General features: G+C 65.6%; 18 protein-coding genes. 4 read left to right on the top strand and 14 right to left on the bottom strand.

The genetic code is table 11. From position 1 onward, the window contains the following. Nucleotides 1-86: 86 nt before the first annotated feature. Genes AC1PPK_RS12180 through AC1PPK_RS12170 form a run of 3 tightly spaced genes read right to left on the bottom strand, consistent with a single transcriptional unit; the run spans nt 87 to nt 2593 of the window. Nucleotides 87-1250 carry a THUMP domain-containing class I SAM-dependent RNA methyltransferase gene (locus AC1PPK_RS12180; protein ID WP_481118075.1) on the bottom strand — a complete coding sequence of 388 codons (1164 nt, stop codon included), beginning with the start codon at nt 1248-1250 and terminating at the stop codon, nt 87-89. A 21-nt stretch (nt 1251-1271) separates the two neighbouring features. Next, nucleotides 1272-1688, bottom strand: coding sequence for a CopD family protein (locus AC1PPK_RS12175; RefSeq protein WP_481118074.1), 417 nt, complete (start codon nt 1686-1688; stop codon nt 1272-1274). 26 nt (nt 1689-1714) lie between these two features. Then, nucleotides 1715-2593: an NAD(P)H-binding protein gene (locus AC1PPK_RS12170; protein ID WP_481118073.1), complete on the bottom strand. Its 879-nt coding sequence runs from the start codon at nt 2591-2593 to the stop codon at nt 1715-1717. 42 nt (nt 2594-2635) lie between these two features. On the opposite strand from AC1PPK_RS12170, the gene AC1PPK_RS12165 reads away from it, so the two are divergent. The 3 genes from AC1PPK_RS12165 (at nt 2636) to AC1PPK_RS12155 (ending at nt 5135) form a co-directional block, all read left to right on the top strand. After that, a complete protein-coding gene (locus tag AC1PPK_RS12165; RefSeq protein ID WP_481118072.1) occupies nt 2636-3664 on the top strand; it encodes a CDP-6-deoxy-delta-3,4-glucoseen reductase in 1029 nt (342 codons plus the stop codon). A gap of 25 nt (nt 3665-3689) precedes the next feature. After that, on the top strand, nt 3690-4829 hold the full coding sequence (locus tag AC1PPK_RS12160) for an EAL and HDOD domain-containing protein (RefSeq protein WP_481118071.1): 1140 nt from the start codon (nt 3690-3692) through the stop codon (nt 4827-4829). A gap of 84 nt (nt 4830-4913) precedes the next feature. After that, a complete protein-coding gene (locus AC1PPK_RS12155; protein WP_481118070.1) occupies nt 4914-5135 on the top strand; it encodes a hypothetical protein in 222 nt (73 codons plus the stop codon). Nucleotides 5136-5182: 47 nt separating this feature from the next. Here the strand turns inward: AC1PPK_RS12155 and AC1PPK_RS12150 are convergent, their stop codons facing one another. Together AC1PPK_RS12150 and AC1PPK_RS12145 are read right to left on the bottom strand one after the other, a co-directional pair. After that, nucleotides 5183-6067: an SPOR domain-containing protein gene (locus AC1PPK_RS12150; protein WP_481118069.1), complete on the bottom strand. Its 885-nt coding sequence runs from the start codon at nt 6065-6067 to the stop codon at nt 5183-5185. Beyond that, a complete protein-coding gene (locus AC1PPK_RS12145) occupies nt 6064-6597 on the bottom strand; it encodes a DUF2802 domain-containing protein (protein ID WP_481118068.1) in 534 nt (177 codons plus the stop codon). Before AC1PPK_RS12145 ends, AC1PPK_RS12150 begins: the two co-directional genes overlap by 4 nt. Nucleotides 6598-6768: 171 nt before the next feature. On the opposite strand from AC1PPK_RS12145, the gene AC1PPK_RS12140 reads away from it, so the two are divergent. Then, nucleotides 6769-7527 carry a YdcF family protein gene (locus AC1PPK_RS12140; protein WP_481118067.1) on the top strand — a complete coding sequence of 253 codons (759 nt, stop codon included), beginning with the start codon at nt 6769-6771 and terminating at the stop codon, nt 7525-7527. Here the strand turns inward: AC1PPK_RS12140 and AC1PPK_RS12135 are convergent. The 9 genes from AC1PPK_RS12135 to AC1PPK_RS12095 all read right to left on the bottom strand — a co-directional run bounded on the left by AC1PPK_RS12135 (nt 7517) and on the right by AC1PPK_RS12095 (nt 20328). Then, entirely contained in the window at nt 7517-8314 is a 798-nt protein-coding gene (locus tag AC1PPK_RS12135; RefSeq protein WP_481118066.1) for an enoyl-CoA hydratase, read from the bottom strand. The genes AC1PPK_RS12140 and AC1PPK_RS12135 overlap by 11 nt on opposite strands. Nucleotides 8315-8415: 101 nt before the next feature. Next, nucleotides 8416-9612 carry an acetyl-CoA C-acyltransferase gene (locus AC1PPK_RS12130; RefSeq protein WP_481118065.1) on the bottom strand — a complete coding sequence of 399 codons (1197 nt, stop codon included), beginning with the start codon at nt 9610-9612 and terminating at the stop codon, nt 8416-8418. Nucleotides 9613-9629: 17 nt separating this feature from the next. Further along, nucleotides 9630-12014 carry a 3-hydroxyacyl-CoA dehydrogenase/enoyl-CoA hydratase family protein gene (locus tag AC1PPK_RS12125; RefSeq protein WP_481118064.1) on the bottom strand — a complete coding sequence of 795 codons (2385 nt, stop codon included), beginning with the start codon at nt 12012-12014 and terminating at the stop codon, nt 9630-9632. Nucleotides 12015-12148: 134 nt separating this feature from the next. Next, entirely contained in the window at nt 12149-12829 is a 681-nt protein-coding gene (locus AC1PPK_RS12120) for a TetR family transcriptional regulator (RefSeq protein WP_481118063.1), read from the bottom strand. A gap of 66 nt (nt 12830-12895) precedes the next feature. Beyond that, a complete protein-coding gene (locus AC1PPK_RS12115; RefSeq protein ID WP_481118062.1) occupies nt 12896-14176 on the bottom strand; it encodes an OmpP1/FadL family transporter in 1281 nt (426 codons plus the stop codon). A gap of 122 nt (nt 14177-14298) precedes the next feature. Beyond that, nucleotides 14299-14706 (bottom strand): acyl-CoA thioesterase, encoded by a 408-nt coding sequence (locus AC1PPK_RS12110; protein WP_481118061.1) that lies wholly within the window; start codon nt 14704-14706, stop codon nt 14299-14301. Nucleotides 14707-14717: 11 nt separating this feature from the next. Continuing rightward, nucleotides 14718-16661 (bottom strand): 3-hydroxyacyl-CoA dehydrogenase NAD-binding domain-containing protein, encoded by a 1944-nt coding sequence (locus AC1PPK_RS12105; protein WP_481118060.1) that lies wholly within the window; start codon nt 16659-16661, stop codon nt 14718-14720. Further along, nucleotides 16661-17944 carry an acetyl-CoA C-acetyltransferase gene (locus AC1PPK_RS12100; protein WP_481118211.1) on the bottom strand — a complete coding sequence of 428 codons (1284 nt, stop codon included), beginning with the start codon at nt 17942-17944 and terminating at the stop codon, nt 16661-16663. The genes AC1PPK_RS12105 and AC1PPK_RS12100 overlap by 1 nt, the downstream gene beginning before the upstream one ends. Nucleotides 17945-17985: 41 nt before the next feature. After that, the gene (locus AC1PPK_RS12095; RefSeq protein ID WP_481118059.1) at nt 17986-20328 is read right to left on the bottom strand and encodes an acyl-CoA dehydrogenase; all 2343 of its coding nucleotides are present in this window, start codon (nt 20326-20328) and stop codon (nt 17986-17988) included. Nucleotides 20329-20500 lie beyond the last annotated feature (172 nt).

Genomic DNA, 20500 nt, shown 5'->3' with positions numbered 1-20500 from the left:
AATAAAACGACTGCGCACTCCGATCCTGCGACTGCGATGCTCGCTCCGCTTTCTACCCCCGTTCGGGCACCTTTAGTTCAAGGATCTCAGCTTTCTGATTCCGCCGGTTTGGGTTTGCGGGCAGAGCCGGCGATCATCAGGTATTCGAACAGGCGGCATTCAATAGCCCCATTGAACAGCGGGGTGCGCTTGCTGGCCTTGAGGCGGACCCCCTTCGGCAAGGCTGGATCGCCGGTGAAGAAGTAGCAGCGCCAGCCGGTCCAGTTGGCCTTCAGAGCATCGCCGAGCTTGGGGTAGAAGGCTTCCAGTTCGGCGGTGTCCGACAGGCGTACGCCGTAGGGCGGATTGGCAACCAGCACGCCAGACGGCGCCGGGGCCTTGAGGTCGAGCAGATCGGCACGTCCGACTTCCACACAACCTTCCAGGCCGGCGCTGCGCAGGTTCACGTAGGCTTTGCGCTGCTGGGAGTCGAGAATGTCCGAACCGTAGATTTCCAGCTTGCGAGGTGCCTTGCGGCGCGCCTCGGCAGCCTTACGGATCGGCAACCAGGTTTCACGCTCATAGTGCTTGAAACGCTCGAAGGCGAAGTGTCGCCCGAGGCCCGGCGCCACATCCAGGGCCATCTGGGCCGCCTCGATGAGGAAGGTGCCACTGCCGCACATCGGGTCGCACAAGGCTTCCTCGCCCGGCTTCCAGCCGGTCAGGCGCAGGATGCCGGCAGCCAGGTTCTCCTTCAGCGGCGCTTCCACCGCGGCCTGCTTGAAGCCACGCTTGTAGAGCGGATCGCCCGAGGTGTCGAGATACAGGGTCACCGTATCCGCCGACAGGAATGCATGGATGCGGATGTCCGGCGCCTGGGTGTCCACATCCGGCCGCCGCCCGACGACGGTGCGGAAATGGTCACACACCGCATCCTTGATCTTCAGCGTCGCGAACTCCAGGCTGCGCAGCGGTGATTTGTGCGCGGTGACGAAAACGCGGATGGTCTGGTCGGGCGTGAACCAGCGCGCCCAGGTCGGCGCATAGGCGATGCGGTACACGTCCTCCTCGCTGCGGTAGCGGCCCATGCTGATCTGCCACAGCACACGGGTCGCCAGCCGGCTCTCCAGGTTGGCGCGATAGCACAGGGCCCAGTCGCCGGAAAACTGTACGCCGCCGGGAATGACCTTCCCGTCGGTGGCGCCGAGGGCGCGGAGTTCATCGGCGAGGAGCGGCTCGAGGCCGCGGGGACAAGGGGCAAAGAAATTCAAGATTGCAATCCGTTCGGAAAATCAAAAGGGCTTCAGGACGACCAGGAACACCACGACGAACAGCACCAGCACCGGCACTTCGTTGAAGAAGCGGTACCACACGTGGCTGCGCGTGTTGCGCCCTTCGGCAAAGGCACGCATCAGGCGGCCGCAATACAGGTGATAAACGATCAGCAGCGTGACCAGCGCAGTCTTGGCGTGCAGCCAGCCACCCGCCAAGCCGAAGCCGAACCACAGCCACATACCCAAAGCTACAGCCAGGATGCCCAGCGGCGTCATGAATCGGTAGAGCTTTGTCTCCATCAGCGCTAGACGCTCGATGGTGGCCTTGTCGGTGACCATTGCATGATTGACGAACAGGCGCGGCAGGTAGAACAGGCCGGCGAACCAGCTGACGACGAAGATGATGTGCAGGGCTTTGATACTCAGGTAGAGCATGGTCTCGACTCGGAGGATGAAAGTATTCAGGAAGTGGCGGGCCGCGTCCGCAGCGCATCGGCTACCGTCGGATAACGCAGACGTGCGCGCAGCTCACGCTTGATGCGATCATTCTTCAGTCGACGGGACTCGGCCATGAAGGAAAGCGTCATTTCCGACAGCCGTCCGGCCAGCTCGTTACGCGGCAGGCGCGGCGGCCTCGGCAGGCCGAGCGTATCGGCGACCAGATCGAAATAATCGCCCATGCGCAGCGCGCTGTCGTCGCAGGCGTTATAGACCCGGTTCGGCCCGCCGCGGAACAGGGCCAGCACCAGCAACTGCGCCAGATCGTCGGCATGGATGTGGTTGGTGAATACATCGTCTTGCGGCGTCAGCACCGGGTCGCCTTTCTGCAGGCGCGCCCCCGGCAGACGATTGGCAGCATCGTAGATGCCCGGTGCCCGCAGGATACTTACATGGCATCCAGTACGTCGCCCGAAGGCTCGCAGATGGCCTTCCGCTGCCACACGCCGCAGGCCGCGCGGAGACGCCGCCCGCAACGGCCGCGTCTCGTCGGCCCAGGCGCCGCCACAGTCCCCGTACACACCGGTGGTACTAATATAGCTTAGCCGTCGTGGTAGACTTCCGCGATGCACAAGGGCTGCAAGCAGATGTCGGGTACGCGGATCGTCTCGCCCCGCTGCGGGCGGCGGCGCGCAATGCAATATGTAATCGGCAATGCCGGCAAGGCGTGCCAGGCTGCCGGGCCGATCCAGATCAGCCACGATGGGCAGTGCGCCCAGAGCCCTCAGCGCGGCGCCCTCCTCCGCCCGGCGGACCACCGCACGCACGCGAAAGCGCCGTGCCAGCCACGGAATGATCCGGCGGGCCACGTCTCCGCTGCCGACAATCAGCACTTTCTTCATATTTCGACGTTTCATTAATCGATTATCTCACGGCCACCCATCATGTCGTTCCAGGTCACCCTCCAACCTAGCGGACTCCAATATTCTGCCAGCGCCGACGAAACCCTTCTCGAGGCCGCCCTCACTGCCGGCCTGCTACTCCCATACAGCTGCCGTGACGGCGCCTGTGGGGTGTGCAAGAGCCAGATCCTGTCCGGCGAAGTGGACCTCGGGCATTACTCGGAGTCCACGCTGACTGCCGACGAGCGTGAGCGCGGCCTGGCGCTGCTGTGCTGTGCCCAGCCCCGCTCCGACCTCAGCATCGAAGTACGCCAGGTAACCCGCGCCGGCGACATCCCGGTCAAGAAACTACCGTGCCGCGTACAGAAGATCAGCCGCGCCGCCGACGATGTGATCGTCCTCGAGATCAAGCTGCCGGCCAGCGAGAAGTTCCAGTTCGTCGCCGGCCAGTACATCGACTTCCTGCTCGCGGACGGCAAGCGGCGCAGCTTCTCCATCGCCAACGCCCCGACCGGCGCCGACTTCCTCGAACTGCACATCCGCCTGGTGCCCGGCGGCCAGTTCACCACCCACGTCTTCGAGAAGCTCAAGGAGAAGGACATCCTGCGCTTTGAAGGTCCGCTGGGCAGCTTCCGCCTGCACGAAGATTCGCCGAAGCCGGTCGTGCTGCTGGCCGGTGGCACCGGCTTCGCACCGATCAAGAGCATCGTCGAGAACGCCATCGCCACCGGTCTCAAGCGCCAGATGACCCTCTACTGGGGCAGCCGCGACGTGGCGGGCCTGTATCAGCTCGACATCGCCCGCGGATGGGAAGAGCGCCTGCCCGGCTTCCGCTTTGTACCGGTGCTCTCCGATGCGCCCGCAGCCGACAATTGGTCGGGCCGCACCGGTTTCGCCCATGTGGCGCTGATGGCCGACCTGCCCGATCTGTCCGGCCACGAGGTGTATGCCTGTGGCTCGCCGGCGATGATCGACGCGGCCCGCAAGGATCTCACCGAGCGCTGCGGCCTTCCGGTGGAGGCTTTCTACGCGGATGCCTTCAGTTTCTCGAACGACGCCAATGCGGCCTGAGCCCGCGTAACGGAGCCCCGAGTCCATGAGCAATGCAGCGCTGATCACCCGCGAACCCGTCATCAACAAGCAGTACAAGATCACCGCCAACCGGTTGGTTGTTCACGCCGCATCAGTTGCCCAGGCCGTGGAAACCCTGGATGGTCTCGCCGATGTGTGGCCGGCCACACATCCGGTGTTCGTCAGCTTGTACAAGCTGGTTCCGACGCCCGACATGCTGGAATGGATTGCACCGTCCAACGCGATGATCGAGATCCCGACCCAGTCGATCGGCCATCCGCTGACGCTGCAACTCCTGCCCCAGCTGCAGGCCAACGGGGTCAGCCTCAACCTGACCTGGTACCAGCCGGATACGATGCTCCCACCGAACGTGCCGTGGCGCTTCGTGATCATCGACGCCAAGCGCCAACCCCTGCCTGCCGACCCGCCCGGCCTGTCCCTCGCCTGGGGCCTGCCCGATGTGCCCAGTTTCAAGGAAGCGGTCATCCAGGGCTATGACGGAGCATCGGGCTGGTTCTTCCTGCGCGGCATAAAGACCGACGGCAAGCTCGCCCCATCTCATGCGCAGATCGTCCGGCTCATGAACCTGGTACGCAAGAATGCCGAGGTGAAGGACATCGAGACCGTCCTCAAGCAAGACGTCGCCCTGTCCTACAAGCTGCTGCGCTACATCAATTCGGCCGGCTTCGGGCTGATGTGCGAGATCCAGTCCTTCCGCCACGCGGTGACCATCCTCGGTTACGAAAAGCTCAACAAATGGCTGTCCGTGCTGCTGGTCTCGGCCAGCCGCGATCCGTCCGCGCCGGCACTGATGCAGACAGCCATCGCCCGCGGCCGCTTCATGGAGAAAATCGGCGCGGCCTTCTTCGACAAGGGCGAACTCGACAATCTCTTCATCACCGGCGCCTTCTCGATGCTGCACCTGCTGCTCGGCGCCAGCCTGCAAACGGCCCTCGACGAAATGCACCTGCCAACCGGCATTGCCGACGCACTACTCACTGGCGACGGTGTATATGCCCCCTTCCTCAAGCTCGCCTGCTCGCTGGAGGGCTTCGACGCGAAGAATCTGGCGGCCCAAGCGGAAGCGCTCCACCTGTCGGCAGAACAGGTCAACCGCGCACACCTCGACGCCCTGTCCTTTGCCGACAGCCTGCAGTTTGGTTGATGAACGAGCACAAGGCGCCTCCACCAACAACCGTCATACTCCGGAGCTAGATTTGCCCCATTGCAAACCTCTCGGGAGATTGCCATGGGAATCTACAACCTCGTCCTCGCCTCACCTCGCCAACCCAATGCACCGCGCCTGATGGCTCGCCATGTGGATCCATCCTGGCTGAAGCAGCGTGGCTATGAAATCGCCCGCAGCCTCGGCGAAGCCGCCGCCGTGTGGACGGCGGAGGCCGCGGCCGGACGCCATGGTCTGGCACTGCACTGCCGCAGCGGCCATGCCCTGACCATCGAAACAGAATAAGTCAAAGCCCCCCAAGTCAGAGGACTGGCTCACTCGGGCGCGCAGATTCAGCGTCCGAGGGGCTGCAAGGTTCCCTGGTCGATACCCTTCTCACGCAGGCGCGCCTGCGCAGCGAGGGCATCCTTGCGGTCCGCGAAGGGTCCGACCACAACACGGGTTTCCAATTGGGACGGTATACCGGCCTGAGCCAAGCGCGTCCGCAGCGCTTCGGCACTTGCCACACTGGTGAACACCCCAAACTCCAGCACATAAGGCCGCGACGGTGGTGCCGAAGTGGCCGCTGCAGGCGCTGCTGCGGCAGAATTCCCCACCGGCGGCCCCTGGCGCGGCGTCGGGGCCGCGGGCGCAGCCGGGGCCGCCGACGCGGCTTGGCGCGAAGCCAGCGATGTAGTCGGAGCCGGACGCGGAGCCTCCTGAGCCACGGGCTGATGCGGAACGACGCCGGCCACAGGTGCCGCCGCTGTCGGTGCTGCAGCAGGCGCAGTCGGAACCGGTTGCTGGATTGCAGGGGTATGCGCCGCGACCCCGGCATGCGGCGGCACGCTCCGGCTTACCTCACCAATCCGACCGCTGCGCATTGCGCGGGATGGCGCCTCCATATCCGACGCCACGCCACCGCCAGGCAGCATCGGCGGCGCGGACTCCTCCTGGGAAGGAGCCGATTCGGGCGCGACTGCCTCGTTCCCGGCCCGCAACACATCCGGCGGGGCATCTCTGCCCACCTCAGGCGTCACCTGGGCGGGAGCAATTGGGCGAGTCGGCAGGGGCACTTCCGTCGGCGCAGGCGGTCGGGATACGTAATCGAAAACAGCGAGGCCGGCGAGCAGTGCAGTGATCAGCCCCCCGGCTACACCGGCGCGGATCAACAACTGCTTGCGCGGATCCTCTTCACCCTCAACGGCTTCCGTTGCGTCGGTATTGCGTTCCGTCATGATCCGCTCTCCGCCTTCGCCAACGCACAAACCAGTTCAGCCTCGGCAACCGAAATGCCGCAGTGTTCGGCGACTTGGGCCGCACTCATGCCTCTTCCCGCCAGCAACATGGCCTCGGAATGTTGCGGAGAAACCGGACGGGTGTATTGGGTCCGCTCCCGTGCGGCCTGAGCGGCCTGCTGTTCGCTGCGCGCCTGTTCGCCGAGCTGGTCCACATCGTGGCGCATCACCGCCAGCTCACGGCGTAGAAAGTCACAGTCGGCGCGCAGACGCGTCATGTCCTGGCGCAGTTGCTGGATCTCCAGTTCGTTGAGGAGATCGCGGGATACCTCAGCCTCCTCCGGCGCCGGCTCCGGCACCACCACGGCTGCCCGACCGACCGGTGTCTCCGCCGTCACCGCGGGCTCCGGCGCCACCGGCTGCTGGGTGCCACGCCGATGGCGGGCCAGGCGGAACAGCACCACTACCAGGTAAAGACTCAACGCGGCGACCAGCGCCAGGACCGCCTCGCGCACACCGATACTAGTCATCGAGCGTGCTCCCCGGCAGCTCTGTCGTACCCGTCTGATTCAAACCCGATGCAGATAATGATCGTTCCCCTGATGGCGGCCAGCCTGCACGGCTGACGATTGACGCTGCGATAATAGCCGCGACGTCCTTCACCGACAATGCGAGAGCCGCCCGGCCCCCGCCTTTTCCGCATGTTCTACCTGAAAAAGCTCGTTTCCGCCTTGATCCTGCCCCCCCTCGGCCCGCTTTTGCTCATCGCAGCAGGCCTCCTGCTACTGCGCCGCCATCCCCGTACCGGCAAAACGCTGTCCTGGGTCGGCCTGCTGTCGGCCCTCCTGCTGGTCACACCGCTCTCGGTTGCACCGCTGGTACGCGGCCTCGAAGGGCGCTATGCACCACTCGACGAGGTGACGCTGCGCCAAGCCGAAGCGATCATCATCCTCGGTGGCGGCGTACGCAGTTATGCCCCGGAATTCGATGGGATGACGATCAACAGGCTGACGCTCGAACGGCTGCGCTACGGCGCCCGGCTGGCCCGGCATTCCGGCCTGCCGGTCATGGTAAGCGGTGGCTCGCCCCAGTCTTCGCAGAAAAAACCGGAGGCAGAGCTGATGAAAGCCGCGCTGGAGGACGACTTCCGGATTCCCGTCAAATGGACGGAAAGCCGTTCGCGGGACACCCGTGAGAATGCTGATTTCTGCGCCGCGGTACTGCTACCCGCGGGCATCCGCCGTATAGTGCTGGTCACCCATGCGGCCCACATGCCGCGCTCGGTGGAGGCCTTCGAACATGCCGGCTTCGAGGTCATGCCAGCACCAACGGCCTATCTCACCGGCTTGGCCAGCAGCGACGACATGTCGATCGAGATGCCCAGCATGAACACAGCCTACGCCGGCTGGTACGCCGTGCATGAGTGGCTTGGCCTGCTGACCTATCGGTTCAGCCGTTGAAGCTGGGCCTGCGCCTGCCAAGAAAAGCGTTGATGCCCTCATCGAAATCGGGCCGCGCCGCGCAACGGGCGAAAGCCTCGGCTTCCAGTTGCAGCTGCGCATCGAGGGAGTGGCAAGCGGAGTGGCCGAGCAAGCGCTTCATCTCGGCGTAGGTTTCCCGCGGACCATTGACGATACGGCGCACCAGACTGCCGACCGCCTCATCCAGACCATCCAGCGGAACAACCTTGTTTACAACACCGAGCCGCTGCGCCTCCACCGCATCGAAACGGTCAGCCAGCAGCAGCAACTCATACGCCTTGTGCCGTCCGACGATGCGCGGCAACAGCCAGGACACGCCGCCGTCGCCACTCAGCGCAATGCTCGCGTAGGCGGTTGTGAAATAGGCGTTGTCGGCTGCCAGCACCAGGTCGCAGGCCAGCGCGAGGGACAGGCCGAAGCCGGCGCAGGCGCCCTGCACTCGGGCGACTACGGGCACCGGCAGGCTGACCAGCGCCTCGATGACCGGGTTGATGTGCTGTTCGATGGTGGCCCGGAAGCTGGCCAGCCGGCTCTCGGGAGACAGATGCAGTTGGCCGGCGAAATCCTTCAGGTCACCGCCGGCCATGAAATGCTCACCGGCCCCGGCAACCACCACAACCCGCAAGTCCTTGCGGCGGGCCAGCTGGCTGGTCGTCTCGGACAGGGCCGCCATCATGTCGAAGGACAGTGCGTTGAGGGACGCCGGACGGTTGAGGGTGAGGGTCGCGACACCGGCATCGATGTCGAGCAGGATGGGCGCGGTCATGATCTCGTTCTCGCAGTGGAGTTCAATTGGGATCTGGATGGGGACATTGTCCGCAAAAAAAGGACGACGGGAAGTGCTCCCGTCGTCCCAACCAGGCTCGCCTATAGCTTTTCGAACACGCCCGCCGCGCCCATGCCGGTGCCGATGCACATGGAAATCATCCCATAGCGTGCCGGGGTGCGCCGGAAGGCACTCATCAGCGTCGCCGCGCGGATCGCCCCGGTGGCGCCCAGCGGGTGGCCGAGGGCGATGGCGCCGCCCTGCGGGTTGACCTTGGCCGGGTCGAGATCGAGCTGTTTCATCACCGCCAGCGCCTGCGCTGCGAAAGCTTCGTTGAGCTCGATCCAGTCGAGGTCGCCCTTGCCGATGCCCGCCGCCTTGAGGGCGCGGGGAATTGCCTCGACCGGGCCGATGCCCATGATCTCCGGCGGCACGCCGGCCACCGAATAGCTGCAGAAGCGGGCGATCGGTGTGACGCCGTAGCGCTTCACCGCCGCCTCGGACATCAGCAGCACGGCGCCGGCGCCGTCGGACATCTGGGAGCTGTTGCCTGCGGTCACCGAACCCCTGGCAGCGAACACAGGGCGCAACTTGCCGAGGCTCTGCAGCGACGCATCGGCCCGCGGCCCCTCGTCGGTGTCGCAGATCCGCTCGACGATGCGCACCGTGCCGCCCTCGCCGGGCACGTGGGCGCGCACCGTATAGGGCGTGATCTCGTCCCGGAACGCACCGGCGGCAATCGCAGCGGCTGCCCGCTGGTTGGACTGCATCGCGAAGGCGTCCTGCTCCTCACGGCCGATCTGCCACTGCTGGGCGACCTTCTCGGCGGTGAGGCCCATGCCGAAGGCAATGCCCAGGTTCTCGTCCTTGGCGAAGATGGCCGGATTAAGGGAAATCTTGTTGCCCATGATCTGCGGCATCACGGTCATGCTCTCGGTACCCGCGGCGATCATCACATCGGCCTCGCCGAGGCGGATCCGCGCTGCGGCATCCGCCACCGCCTGCAGGCCGGACGAGCAGAAACGGTTGATGGTGATGCCCGGCACGGTATTGGGCAGGCCGGCCAGCAGCACGCCGATGCGCGCCACGTTCATGCCCTGCTCCGCCTCCGGCATCGCGCAGCCGACGATCACGTCGCCGATCTCGTGGGCGTCCAGCCCCGGCACCTGGTCCACCACCGCGCGTAGCACGTGGGCCAGCATGTCATCGGGCCGCACGTTGCGGAACATGCCGTTACGCTTGGCCACCGGCGTACGGGTCGCAGCGACGATATAGGCGTCCTGAATCTGTTTGCTCATGGTTTCGTCTCCGTCCTTCAGTTGCGCAGCGGCTTGCCGGTTTCCAGCATGTGCGCAATGCGCTGCTGGGTCTTTTCGGTCTTCAGCAGGTCCACGAACTGGGCCCGCTCCACATCGAGGATCCACTGTTCGGACACCCTGGCGTTGGTATCCACCTCGCCGCCACACAGGGCGGTGGCCGCCGCCTTGGCGACGCGGTAGTCCCAGGCAGAGATGAAGCCGCCTTCCTGCATGTTGATCAGCATCATTTCGCAGGTGGCGATGCCATTGCGGCCGGCCACCGGGATCGCCCGCTGGACCAGCGGCGGCTGGTAACCCGACTCAGCCAGCGCGCGAGCCCGATGCAGCGCCACGTGCAGCAGCTCGCGGGCGTTGAAGACGATGTCGTCCGACGCCTTGGCAAAACTCAGCTCGACAGCCTGCAGCGCGCTCTTCGACACCGTCGCCATCGCGATGGTCTGGAACATGTTCTGGATGAAGGGAAACACGTCTCCGCCCGCCGTCCGGCTGGCCAGGCTCGCGGCCTGCAGTGCGAACTCCTTGCAGCCGCCGCCGGCCGGGATCAGACCGACACCGGCCTCCACCAGGCCGACGTAGCTCTCCAGCGCCAGCACCCGGTGGGTCGCGTGCATCGTGAACTCACAGCCGCCACCGAGAGCCATGCCCTGCACCGCCGCGACGGTCGGCACCACCGCATGCTTGAGGGACATGGAGGCGCGCTGGAACTTGGCGACGGTCTTCTCGAGCATGTCGAACTGGCCGGCCTTGCAGGCTTCCACCACCTGCTGCAGGTTGGCGCCGACGGCGAACGGCGCCTCGTGCCAGATCACCAGCCCGTCCAGATCGCGCTCGGCGCGGGCGACCGCTTCGAGTACACCGTCCAGCACCTCGTCGCCGATGCTGTGCATCTTCGATTTGAAGGACAGGATGCCGATACGCGCGTCCTTGCCCGGCAGGTTCCACAGGCGGACACCTTCGTTCTCCCACAGAGTCTGACCGGCGTCCGAAGCGGCTTCGCCGAGCACCTGCTCCGGGAAGATCTGGCGGCCATACACCGGCAGCGCGGAACGGGGCTTGAGGGCCGCGTCCGTCGCACTCCACGAGCCCGCAGCCTCATGTACACCCTCGCGGCCATCGAAGACCCACGCCGGCAGCGGCGCAGCGCTCATCGCTACACCCGCTTTGATGTCGGCCTTCACCGCATCGGCAACGGCCTGCCAGCCAGCGGCCTGCCAGGTCTCGAACGGCCCCTGCGCCCAACCGAAGCCCCAGCGCATCGCGAAGTCCACGTCGCGGGCGTTGTCGGCGATGTCGGCCAGATGGAAGGCGCAGTAATGGAACACGTCGCGGAAGATCGCCCACAGGAATTGCGCCTGCGGATGGCTGCTGGCGCGCAGCTGGGCAAACTTCTCCACCGGGTTGCGGTTCTTCTGGATGGCCGCGACTTCTGGAGCCACTTCGCCGGCGCTGGGACGGTAATCCTGCTTCGCCAGGTCGAGCACAACGATGGCCTTGCCATCCTTGCGGAAGATGCCACCCTTGGTCTTCTGGCCAAGGGCGCCCTTGGCGATCAACGCCGACAGCCAATCGGGGCTCTTGTAGAAGGCGTGCCACGGGTCGTCCGGCAGCGTGGCCTGCATGGTGCCGATCACGTGGGCCAAGGTATCCAGGCCGACCACGTCAGCGGTGCGGTAAGTGGCGCTCTTCGGGCGGCCGATCAGCGGGCCGGTCAGCGCATCCACTTCGTCGAAACCGAGGCCCAGGCGTGCGGTGTGGTGCATCACCGCCAGGATGGAGAACACGCCGACCCGGTTGGCGACGAAGTTGGGCGTGTCCTTGGCGCGTACGATGCTCTTGCCGAGGCGGGTCGTCAGCCAGGCTTCCAGCGCGTCGAGGGTCGCCGGATCGGTGGTGCCGGTGGCAATCAGTTCCACCAGTGCCATGTAGCGCGGCGGATTGAAGAAATGGATGCCGCAGAAGCGGCTGCGCAGCGCCGCCGGCATGCCTTCGGACAAGGTCTCGATGGACAGGCCGGAGGTATTGGACGCGAAGATCGCATCGGCGCGGATGTAAGGCGCGACCTTGGCGTACAGGTCCAGCTTCCATTCCATCTTCTCGGCGATGGCCTCGATGATCAGGTCGCAGTCGCGCAACGTGTCGAGGTCGCTGCCGTAGTTGGCGACGTCGATGAACTGGGCGCGGTCCTTGGTGGCCAGCGGTGCCGGCTCCAGTTTCTTGAGGCCTTCGACGGCTTTCCTGGCGATGCCGTTGGGGTTGCCCTCCTTCGCGGGCAGGTCGAAAAGGACAACCGGCACACCGGCGTTGGCGCAATGGGCGGCGATCTGCGCCCCCATCACGCCAGCGCCCAGCACGGCCACCTTGCGAATGATCAGTCTGCTCACATGCGTCTCCTTTTGGCTCGGCCCGTGACCCGGACCTTTGTCATGAACCGTGGACGACAGCGTCCGCTGTCAAATTTGAACAACTGTTCAAATCTTAGCGCAATGATTCCTTCAGGTACAACATGGTTTAAAAATCAGGTGCTTGCCAGCCCAATCGACGGCACCCCGGCAGGCGCCTGGAAACCCGCGACGATGAAGGGCCGCAGCCGCGCCATAATGGCTTCCGGCTCGCCCGCATCGGCCAGCGCGTAGGTCTCGGTCATCCGCATCACGTCCTTGCCCGCCATCGCATAGGCCACGATGCCAACGAAGAAGTACATGCGCCACACCACGTCGTCCTGGGACAAATGCGGCAGCGTGCGCATGAAGGCCTGGCGGTAGCGGTCCACCGCCTCCCGGTATTCGACCGGAAAAAAAGCCTCGGTGCCCGGCCCGGGCTCGTAGAAGGCCCGCCCGATGAGCTGCTTGAAGACCTCGCCGGGAATGCTGTCCTTGCGGGTCAGGCGCAGCGCCGACGACAGGAAGGCATCCACCAGCACATCCACCGGGATCGGCGCGCCAGCAGCGTCGGCCTCCAGCTTGTCCAGGTAGCTCACCCGGCTGCCGCCGCGGTTCCCCAGGGCCCGTTCATACACCGCCTCCATCAGCCCCTGCTTGGAGCCAAAGTGGTAATTGACCAGCGCCAGCGGCGCCCCGGCGGCGCCGGTGATCATGCGCACGGAGGTCGCGGCGTAACCGTTCTCCATGAACAGGCGTTCGGCGGCATCGAGGATGCGGGTCTTGACATCAGGCAGGGAGGAGTTGGAACGGCCCATCGGGAATCAGCAGCAAAGCCCCCGGCTCACCGGGGGATGGTTGAAAAGGAAAAAACAGGTGGGCACTCAAAACGCCATCGAATACTGGGCACCGAGGATCCACACCCGCGCATCATAGACGCCGGTGACCTGGCCGCGGCCCAGGGCCGTCTGACTGTTGTCGATGTGAGATTCCGGCACATACAGGTAGGCCACGCCGACGTCGACCACCGAATCCTTGTTTACCTTGAGCTGGGCGCCGGTGGTGAACCAGGTCCGGTTGTTGTCCGGCAGGGATACCAAGCGGTGCTGCGGGTCACGCACCGGGCTCTGATCGTAGGCCACGCCGAACTTGAGTTTCAGCGTGTCGCTGTAGCGGTAGTTGGCGCCCAGCGCATAGCGCCAGGTATCGCGGAAATCCGTGTCGAGGGTTTGCACAGTAACGCCGTTGAGCAATCCAGCGGTGCGCACGATATCTACCTTCGGGATGCTGCTCCAGCCGGTCCACGACAGATCGCCCAGCATTTCCCAGCGCTCGTCGAGCTTTTGCGTGACGCTGAGGATGAAGGTTGCCGGCAGATCCACGTTGGCCTTGGCGGAGCCCGTCGTCAGGGCTGCGGTAGCACCCGCGGCAGGGCCGTCGAGCTTCAGGTCGCCTTCGAGCTTGTGGCGGACTTCGGAGCGATAGGACACCCCGACCTTGGTCGTCGGGCTCAGTGTAAACAAGGCACCCAGGTTCCAGCCGAGGGACACGTCATCGGCCGAGAAGGTGGCATGGGTGGCCGCCAGGGCCGCCGAGGTCACCGTCGCCTGGCGGCGGTAGTCCACCTCGATGCGCTGAATGCTCAACCCGCCGCCGATGGACACCTTGTCGTTGAGCCGATAGGCCAGGCTCGGGTTGATGTTGTAGGTCTTGATGTCGAATTTGATCGCCTGCGCACCGCCGAGCCATGGGTCGTCGTACTTGGTGATCAAGCCGAAGGGCGCGCCAAGGCCGACGCCCGCATACAGATCCTTGCTGAGCGCCCAGGACAAATAGGCATTGGGCAGGAAGGCCCAGCTCCCCGCGTCGCCGCCGTTACCCGCGCCGCCCAGCACACCGGTGCTGGAACCCCGGTCGGAGAACTTGAAGGTCGGACGCACGGCAGTCAGGCCGACCGAGACTTCCCGATCCTTCAGCTGGGTCATACCGGCCGGGTTGAAGAAGATTGTGCTGGCGTTCTCCGCCACTGCGGCGGAGCCTGCATATGCATTGCCGATACCGCTGGCATTCTGCTCGAGTAGCTGAAAACCCGCAGCGGCGGCCTGCCCGCTGGCGAGACCAAGGGCGAGCAAGGGCATCAATCGGGCGATGGTCGTCATCTTCATACCTGTGTCTCCTCACGAGGGCGCTTTACTTGTGTAGTACGAGCCACGGGGCGCGCAAACCCACGGCGATTCTAGAGCCCTGACGGGCTGCGGCTACGCAGCAAATCGGGGCTCTGTTGGATTCATGCAACAGCCGCCGGCGGAACCTCGCGCTTAACGCCGTTGGCATCCACCGCAACGTAAGTCAGCGTCGCCTCGGTGACCTTCACGACCACCGGGCTCTCCGGGTTGCGTTCCGCATAGACTTCCACATCGACAGTGATCGAACTCTTGCCAACACGTACGATCTCGGCATAGAAGCTGACCATGTCGCCTACCGATATGGGCTGCTTGAAGAGGAAGGAATTGACGGCGATGGTCGCCACCCGGCCGCGGGAAAGCTTGTGGGCCGGCACCGCACCGGCGATGTCCACCTGGGACATGATCCAGCCACCGAAGACATCGCCCGCCGGGTTCAGGTCACGGGGCATCGGCATGACCCGCAGCACGGGAATCTTGCCAGCGGGCAGTTGGGTGGGGGTGTTGCTCATCGGAACTCCTGTCAGCGCCGGCCGCCGGATGGCGCAGCCGCGCGGGATTGGTGGAAGGGTCCGCCGGTGAAGGGCGGAAAGCCGGCCCCGAATATAACCCCGGCGTCCGCCAGATCGGCATCTTCCACCACGCCCCTCGCCACGCACGCCTCGGCGGCGGCCCGCAGGGGTGCCATGATCCGCTCCGCCAGGCCGGCCGGTACCGCCCCCGACCTGCCCTTGCGGGCCTTGCCGTCCTTCCACGCGTAAAAGCCCTGCCCGCTCTTCTTGCCTAACTGGCCGCGCTCGACCCGCTCGGCCAACGCTCGCGGCATCACCGCCCCAGCGCCAGCCAGGGCTTTGCCTGCGGCCACGGCGATGTCCAGGCCGACGGTGTCCACCAGTTCGATCGGCCCCAGCGGCATGCCGAAGGCCACCAGCGCCGCGTCTATGGTCTCCGGCGCGAGGCCCTCCTCCACGCAGCGCAAGGCCTCGTACATGTACGGGCCGAGCAGCGCATTGACGAGGAAGCCCGGCTCGTCCTTCACCGGCAGCGGCAGCTTGTCGAGCTGGCGCACGAAAGCCGCCGCGCGGCGGAAAGCCTCGTCGCCGGACTGCGCGGTACGCACCACCTCCACCAGCGGCAGCACCGCCACCGGGTTGAAGAAATGGATGCCAACCAGCCGTTCGGGCTGCGTCAGCGCCGTCGCGATATCGGCGATGCGCAGGCTGGACGTGTTGGACGCCAGCAGTGCGTCCGGGCGCGCGCGTCTTTCGATATCGGCGAACAATGCCCGCTTGGCCTCCAGGTCTTCGAAAATCGCTTCGATCACCACATCGGCCTTTGCCACGCCATGGCCGGCCGGGTCGGGGATCAGGCGGTCCAGCGCGAAGCGGGCCTCCCTCGGCTTGCTGCGGAACTTGCGCCCGAAACGCTGCACGGCGCGGACGATTGCCGGTGCGATGCGCTCGACCGACTGGTCCTGCAGCGTCACCGTCATGCCACGCAGCGCACATTCGGCCGCGATATCACCCCCCATCACGCCGGCGCCGACTACATGCACGTGGCGCGGCCGGAAATCACCATCCTTGCCGAAGCCCTTCAGGCGCTCCTGCAGGAAGAACACACGGATCAGGTTACGCGCGGTCGGTGAACGGAAGATCGCGCCCAGCGACGATGGCGAGGACGCAGGCACCGCCAGCGCGTTGCCGCCGTGATTGGCCCAAGTATCGATGATCGCAAAGGGTGCCGGATAATGCTCGCGGCGCACCTTGGCCGCTGCCCTCCTGCGCACCTGGGCCGCGACGATGCCGCGCAGCGGGCCGTTCATCAGCGCCTGCACGATCGACGGCTTGCGTGGCGGCCTGCCTGACATCACGAGGATCCGCGCCGCGTCCTCCATCACCCGCGGCGGCACGCAGTCGTCGGCGAGGCCCAGGCGCTTCGCCTTCGGCCCATCGACGCCCTTGCCGGCCAGCATCATGTCGAGGGCTGCCACCGGGCCGATCAGCCGCGGCAGGCGCAGCATGCCGCCCCAGGCTGGCATGATGCCCAGCATCACCTCGGGCAAGGCCAGGCGCGTGCCGGACTCGTCCACCACCAGCCGGTAACGGCAGGCCAGCGCCAGCTCCAGCCCGCCGCCCATGCAATGGCCGCGGACCAGAGCGAGAGTTGGAAAGCGCGCCGCGGCGAGGCGTTCGAACAGGCTCCAGCCCCGCGCCACCAGCTTGCGCGCGCCGTCGACGGAGTCGATGCGGGTGAACTCCTCGATGTCGGCCCCGGCGACGAAACCGGCCGCCTTGCCGGAGCGGATCACCAATCCGCTCGGCGGACGCACGGTGAGCTGATCGAGGATGGCCTCCAGTTCGGCCATCACCCGACTGCCCAGCGTATTGGCCGTGGCGCCCGGCACGTCGAGGGTCGCCCAGGCGATGCCATCCGAGTCCCGTTCCAGCTTCCAGTTGAGCAGTTCCATCACAGGGCCTCCACCAGCATCGCTCCGCCCTGACCACCGCCGATGCAGATGCTGGCGATGCCGCGCCGACCGCCGCTGCGGCGCAGGGCGTGCAGCAGATGCAGCACGATGCGCGCGCCACTCGCCCCGACCGGATGGCCCAGGGCCACCGCGCCGCCATCCACATTGAGGCGGGCCGGGTCGATGGCGCCCAGCGCGCCGGACAGACCCAGCCGCTCACGGCAGTAGGCGTCGTCCTGCCAAGCCCGCAGGCAGGCGATCACCTGCGCGGCGAAGGCTTCGTTGATCTCCCACAGGTCCACGTCGTCGAGACCGAGCCCATGGCGCTGCAGGATCGGCGTTGCCGCATGAACGGGGCCGAGCCCCATCTGGTCCGGCTCCAGGCCGGCCCACTGGCTGTCGACGATGCACCCGATCGGCTGCAGGCCGAAGCGCTCCATCGCCGCTCGGGAAGCAAGCACCAGCCAGGTGGCACCGTCGGTGATCTGGGAACTGTTGGCGGCGGTGACGCGGCCGTATTTCCTGTCGAAGAAGGGCTTCGGCTTGCCCATGCCAACCATCGACGCATCCCGGCGCAGGCCGTCGTCGACACCATGAACCGTTCCATCGGCGCCGATCAGCGGCACCAATTCGGCGGCAAAATGGCCACCATCCTGGGCTGCTGCAACGCGCCGGTGGCTCTCGACTGCATAGACGTCCATGTCGTGCCGCGTGATGCCGAATTTCCAGGCCAGGTTCTCGGCAGTCTGCCCCATCAGCTGACCAACGATGGGATCGGTGAGGCCCTTCATGATGCCGACCACCGGCGCCAGATGCTTCAGGCGGAAGCCCTTCAGCGCCGTCAGCCGCTCGCCCCAGCCGCGCGCCGCCATCCAGCCGGTGAAGACGCGCACCATTTCATCCGAGAACAGCAGCGGCGCCCGGGACAGGGCATCGACACCGCCGGCCAGCACCAGTTGCGAACGGCCGCAGCGAATGTTGGCGATCGCCGAATCAAGGGCCTGCATGCCCGACGCGCAGTTGCGCATCACCGTCCAGCCCGGCACCTGGAGGCCGCAGCCCATGCGCAGGGCCACCACACGACCGATATTCACTTCGTCCGGCGACGGGCTCGCGCAACCGAGGATCACCTCATCGAGCTGCTCCGGCGCGAAAGGCTGGCGCAACAGCAACGCGCGGCCAGCCGCCGTCGCGAGGTCGGCGGCGGCGAACGGCCCTGGGCCACTGCGTGCCTTCAAGAAGGGGGTTCGCGCCCCGTCGATAACGTAGATCGGCTCGTTCATGGTTCGCACGGGTCCCTTTCCTCAGGCGCGCCCCGCTCCACTCAGGCGGCCTTGTGCTGGGGTTCGGTTATCTCCGCCAGTGCATCGCGCAGGCCGAAATCATAGGAAAAATCGTCCACGCGGATTACCTTGTCGCGCAGCTCGCCGCGACGCTTGATCAGCGCATATTCGTCGCCCGAGATAATGCCACCCGCCACCGCCGCATCGTACAGCGCATCCACCCCCCCACCAACCAGCAGACCCGGCGTGAAATGGCCTTCCCGGATCGCGCGGCGCACCTTGGCCTCGACTGGCTCCGCCGCAGTCGTGGCATGCAGCGCGGCCTCCAGCGCACCGACTGGCTCTTCCACCTCCTTCGGCAAATAGACATCGGAAGTCAGCCGGTCACGGGTCGCCGACGGCTCGATCATCAGACCCGCCACCTGATGCCCGAGCACGTCCGACGGCACCACGTAGGGACGTCCGAGCGGGAAGACCACGAGGCGTCGCAGCAGCATCGCAAACAGCCGGTTGGGGAAATTGGCGATGACGCCCTCGAAGGCGTTCTGTGCCTTGAACATGCAGTCCCAGATCGCCCAGTGCATCAACGGCGCATCGGCGGCCTGGCGCCCTTCATCCTCGTAACGCTTGAGGGTGGCGGAAGCCAGGTACATCAGCGACAGGATGTCGCCGAGGCGGGCCGACAGCTTCTCCTTGCGCTTCAGCGCGCCGCCGAGAGTGCCCATCGACACGTCGGACAGCAGCGCGAAGGCCGCCGAGAAGCGTGTGAGCTGCTGATAGTAGCGGCGGGTTTCCGGCGCCACGTCGGCTGGCACGGCCACGAAATGGGAGCCGGTCAGGCCCATCACCAGTGCTCGCGCAGCATTGCTTGCCGTGTAGCCGATATGGCCCCAGAAGGCCTTGTCGAAGCCCGCCAGGTCGCCGGCACGCGCAGCGTCCATCTCCTTCAATACATAGGGATGGCAACGGATCGCCCCCTGACCGAAGAGGATCAGGCTGCGGGTCAGGATGTTGGCACCCTCGACGGTGATGCCTACCGGAACCTGCTGGTAGGCCCGGCCAAGGAAGTTTTGCGGCCCCAGGCAGATGCCCTTGCCGCCGATCACGTCCATGCCGTCATTGACCGCCTGACGGGCCCTTTCGGTGACGTGATACTTGACGATGGCCGACACCACCGCCGGCTTCTCGCCGAGGTCGATCGCGCCGGCGGTCATCACCCGCGCCGCGTCGCACAGGTAGGCATTGGCGCCGATGCGCGTCAGCGCCTCCTCTACCCCTTCAAAGCGCCCGATGGCGGTCTTGAACTGGTAGCGCACACGGGCATAGGCACCGACGGTGCGGGCCGTCATCTTCAGCATGCCGGTGTTGGAACCGGGCAACGAGATCGAGCGCCCGGCTGCCAGGCATTCCATCAACATCCGCCAGCCCTGCCCCGCCATCTGCGGGCCGCCGATGATGAAGTCGAGGGGCATGAACACGTCGCGCCCACGGATCGGCCCGTTCATCCATACCGCATTGAGGGGGAAGTGGCGCCGGCCGATATCCACGCCCGGATGATCGTGAGGCACCAGCGCGCAGGTGATGCCCAAGTCCTCCACATCGCCGAGCAGGCGGTCCGGATCGTAGAGACGAAAAGCGAGGCCAAACACCGTGCACACCGGCGCCAACGTGATGTAGCGCTTGTCGAAACTGACGCGCATGCCCAGCACCTCGCGCCCCTGGAACTGGCCGCGGCATACGACGCCCGAATCCGGAATCGATGCCGCATCGGACCCCGCCCATGGGCTGGTCAGTGCGAAAGCCGGAATCTCCAGGCCGGTAGCCAGCCGCGGTAGATAGTGCTGCTTCTGCTCGGGCGTGCCGTAGTGCAGCAACAGTTCGGCCGGCCCGAGGGAATTGGGCACCATCACTGTCACCGCCGGCGCTGACGAGCGGGTAGACAGCTTGGTCACCACCTGGGAGTGGGCGTAGGCCGAGAAACCCTTGCCACCGTATTCTTTGGGGATGATCATCCCGAGGAAGCCGCGCTCCTTGATGTACTTCCACACTTCGGCCGGCATGTCCTGGTGCTGAGTCATCTCCCAGTCGCGGGTCAGGCGGCACAACTCGGCGGTGTCTTCGTCGAGGAAGCGCTGTTCTTCGGCAGTGAGCTTCGGCACCGGGTACGCCAGCAGCTTTTGCCAGTCTGGCCGGCCAGCGAACAACTCGCCCTCCCACCACACCGTACCGGCCTCCAGCGCATCCTTCTCGGTCTGCGACATCGCCGGCAATGCCTTGCGGAAGGCCTTGAAGATCGGCGCACTGATAAGGCGTCGGCGCACCCCCGGTAACAGGAAAAGTGCCCCCACCAGGAGAGGCAGGGCAAGCAGGGATAAATAGGACATCGACTGTCTCCTTTCGCTCGGCGCCGTCTTGCCAGCGCGCCGTCATTTTTATACCAACATCTTTGCAGGCTTGCTTGGCGCCCCACGGCAACGACACGGAGATCGTCTGGACAAGACGGCTTTGTCGTTCATGGATAGCGATGAACAAGCCACAAATTAATTTAAACGTTCG

The organism is Zoogloea sp. JDB1 (assembly GCF_056724025.1).
Note: the sequence above shows the minus strand (reverse complement) of the source record. Positions and strands in the feature narration are given on the sequence as shown.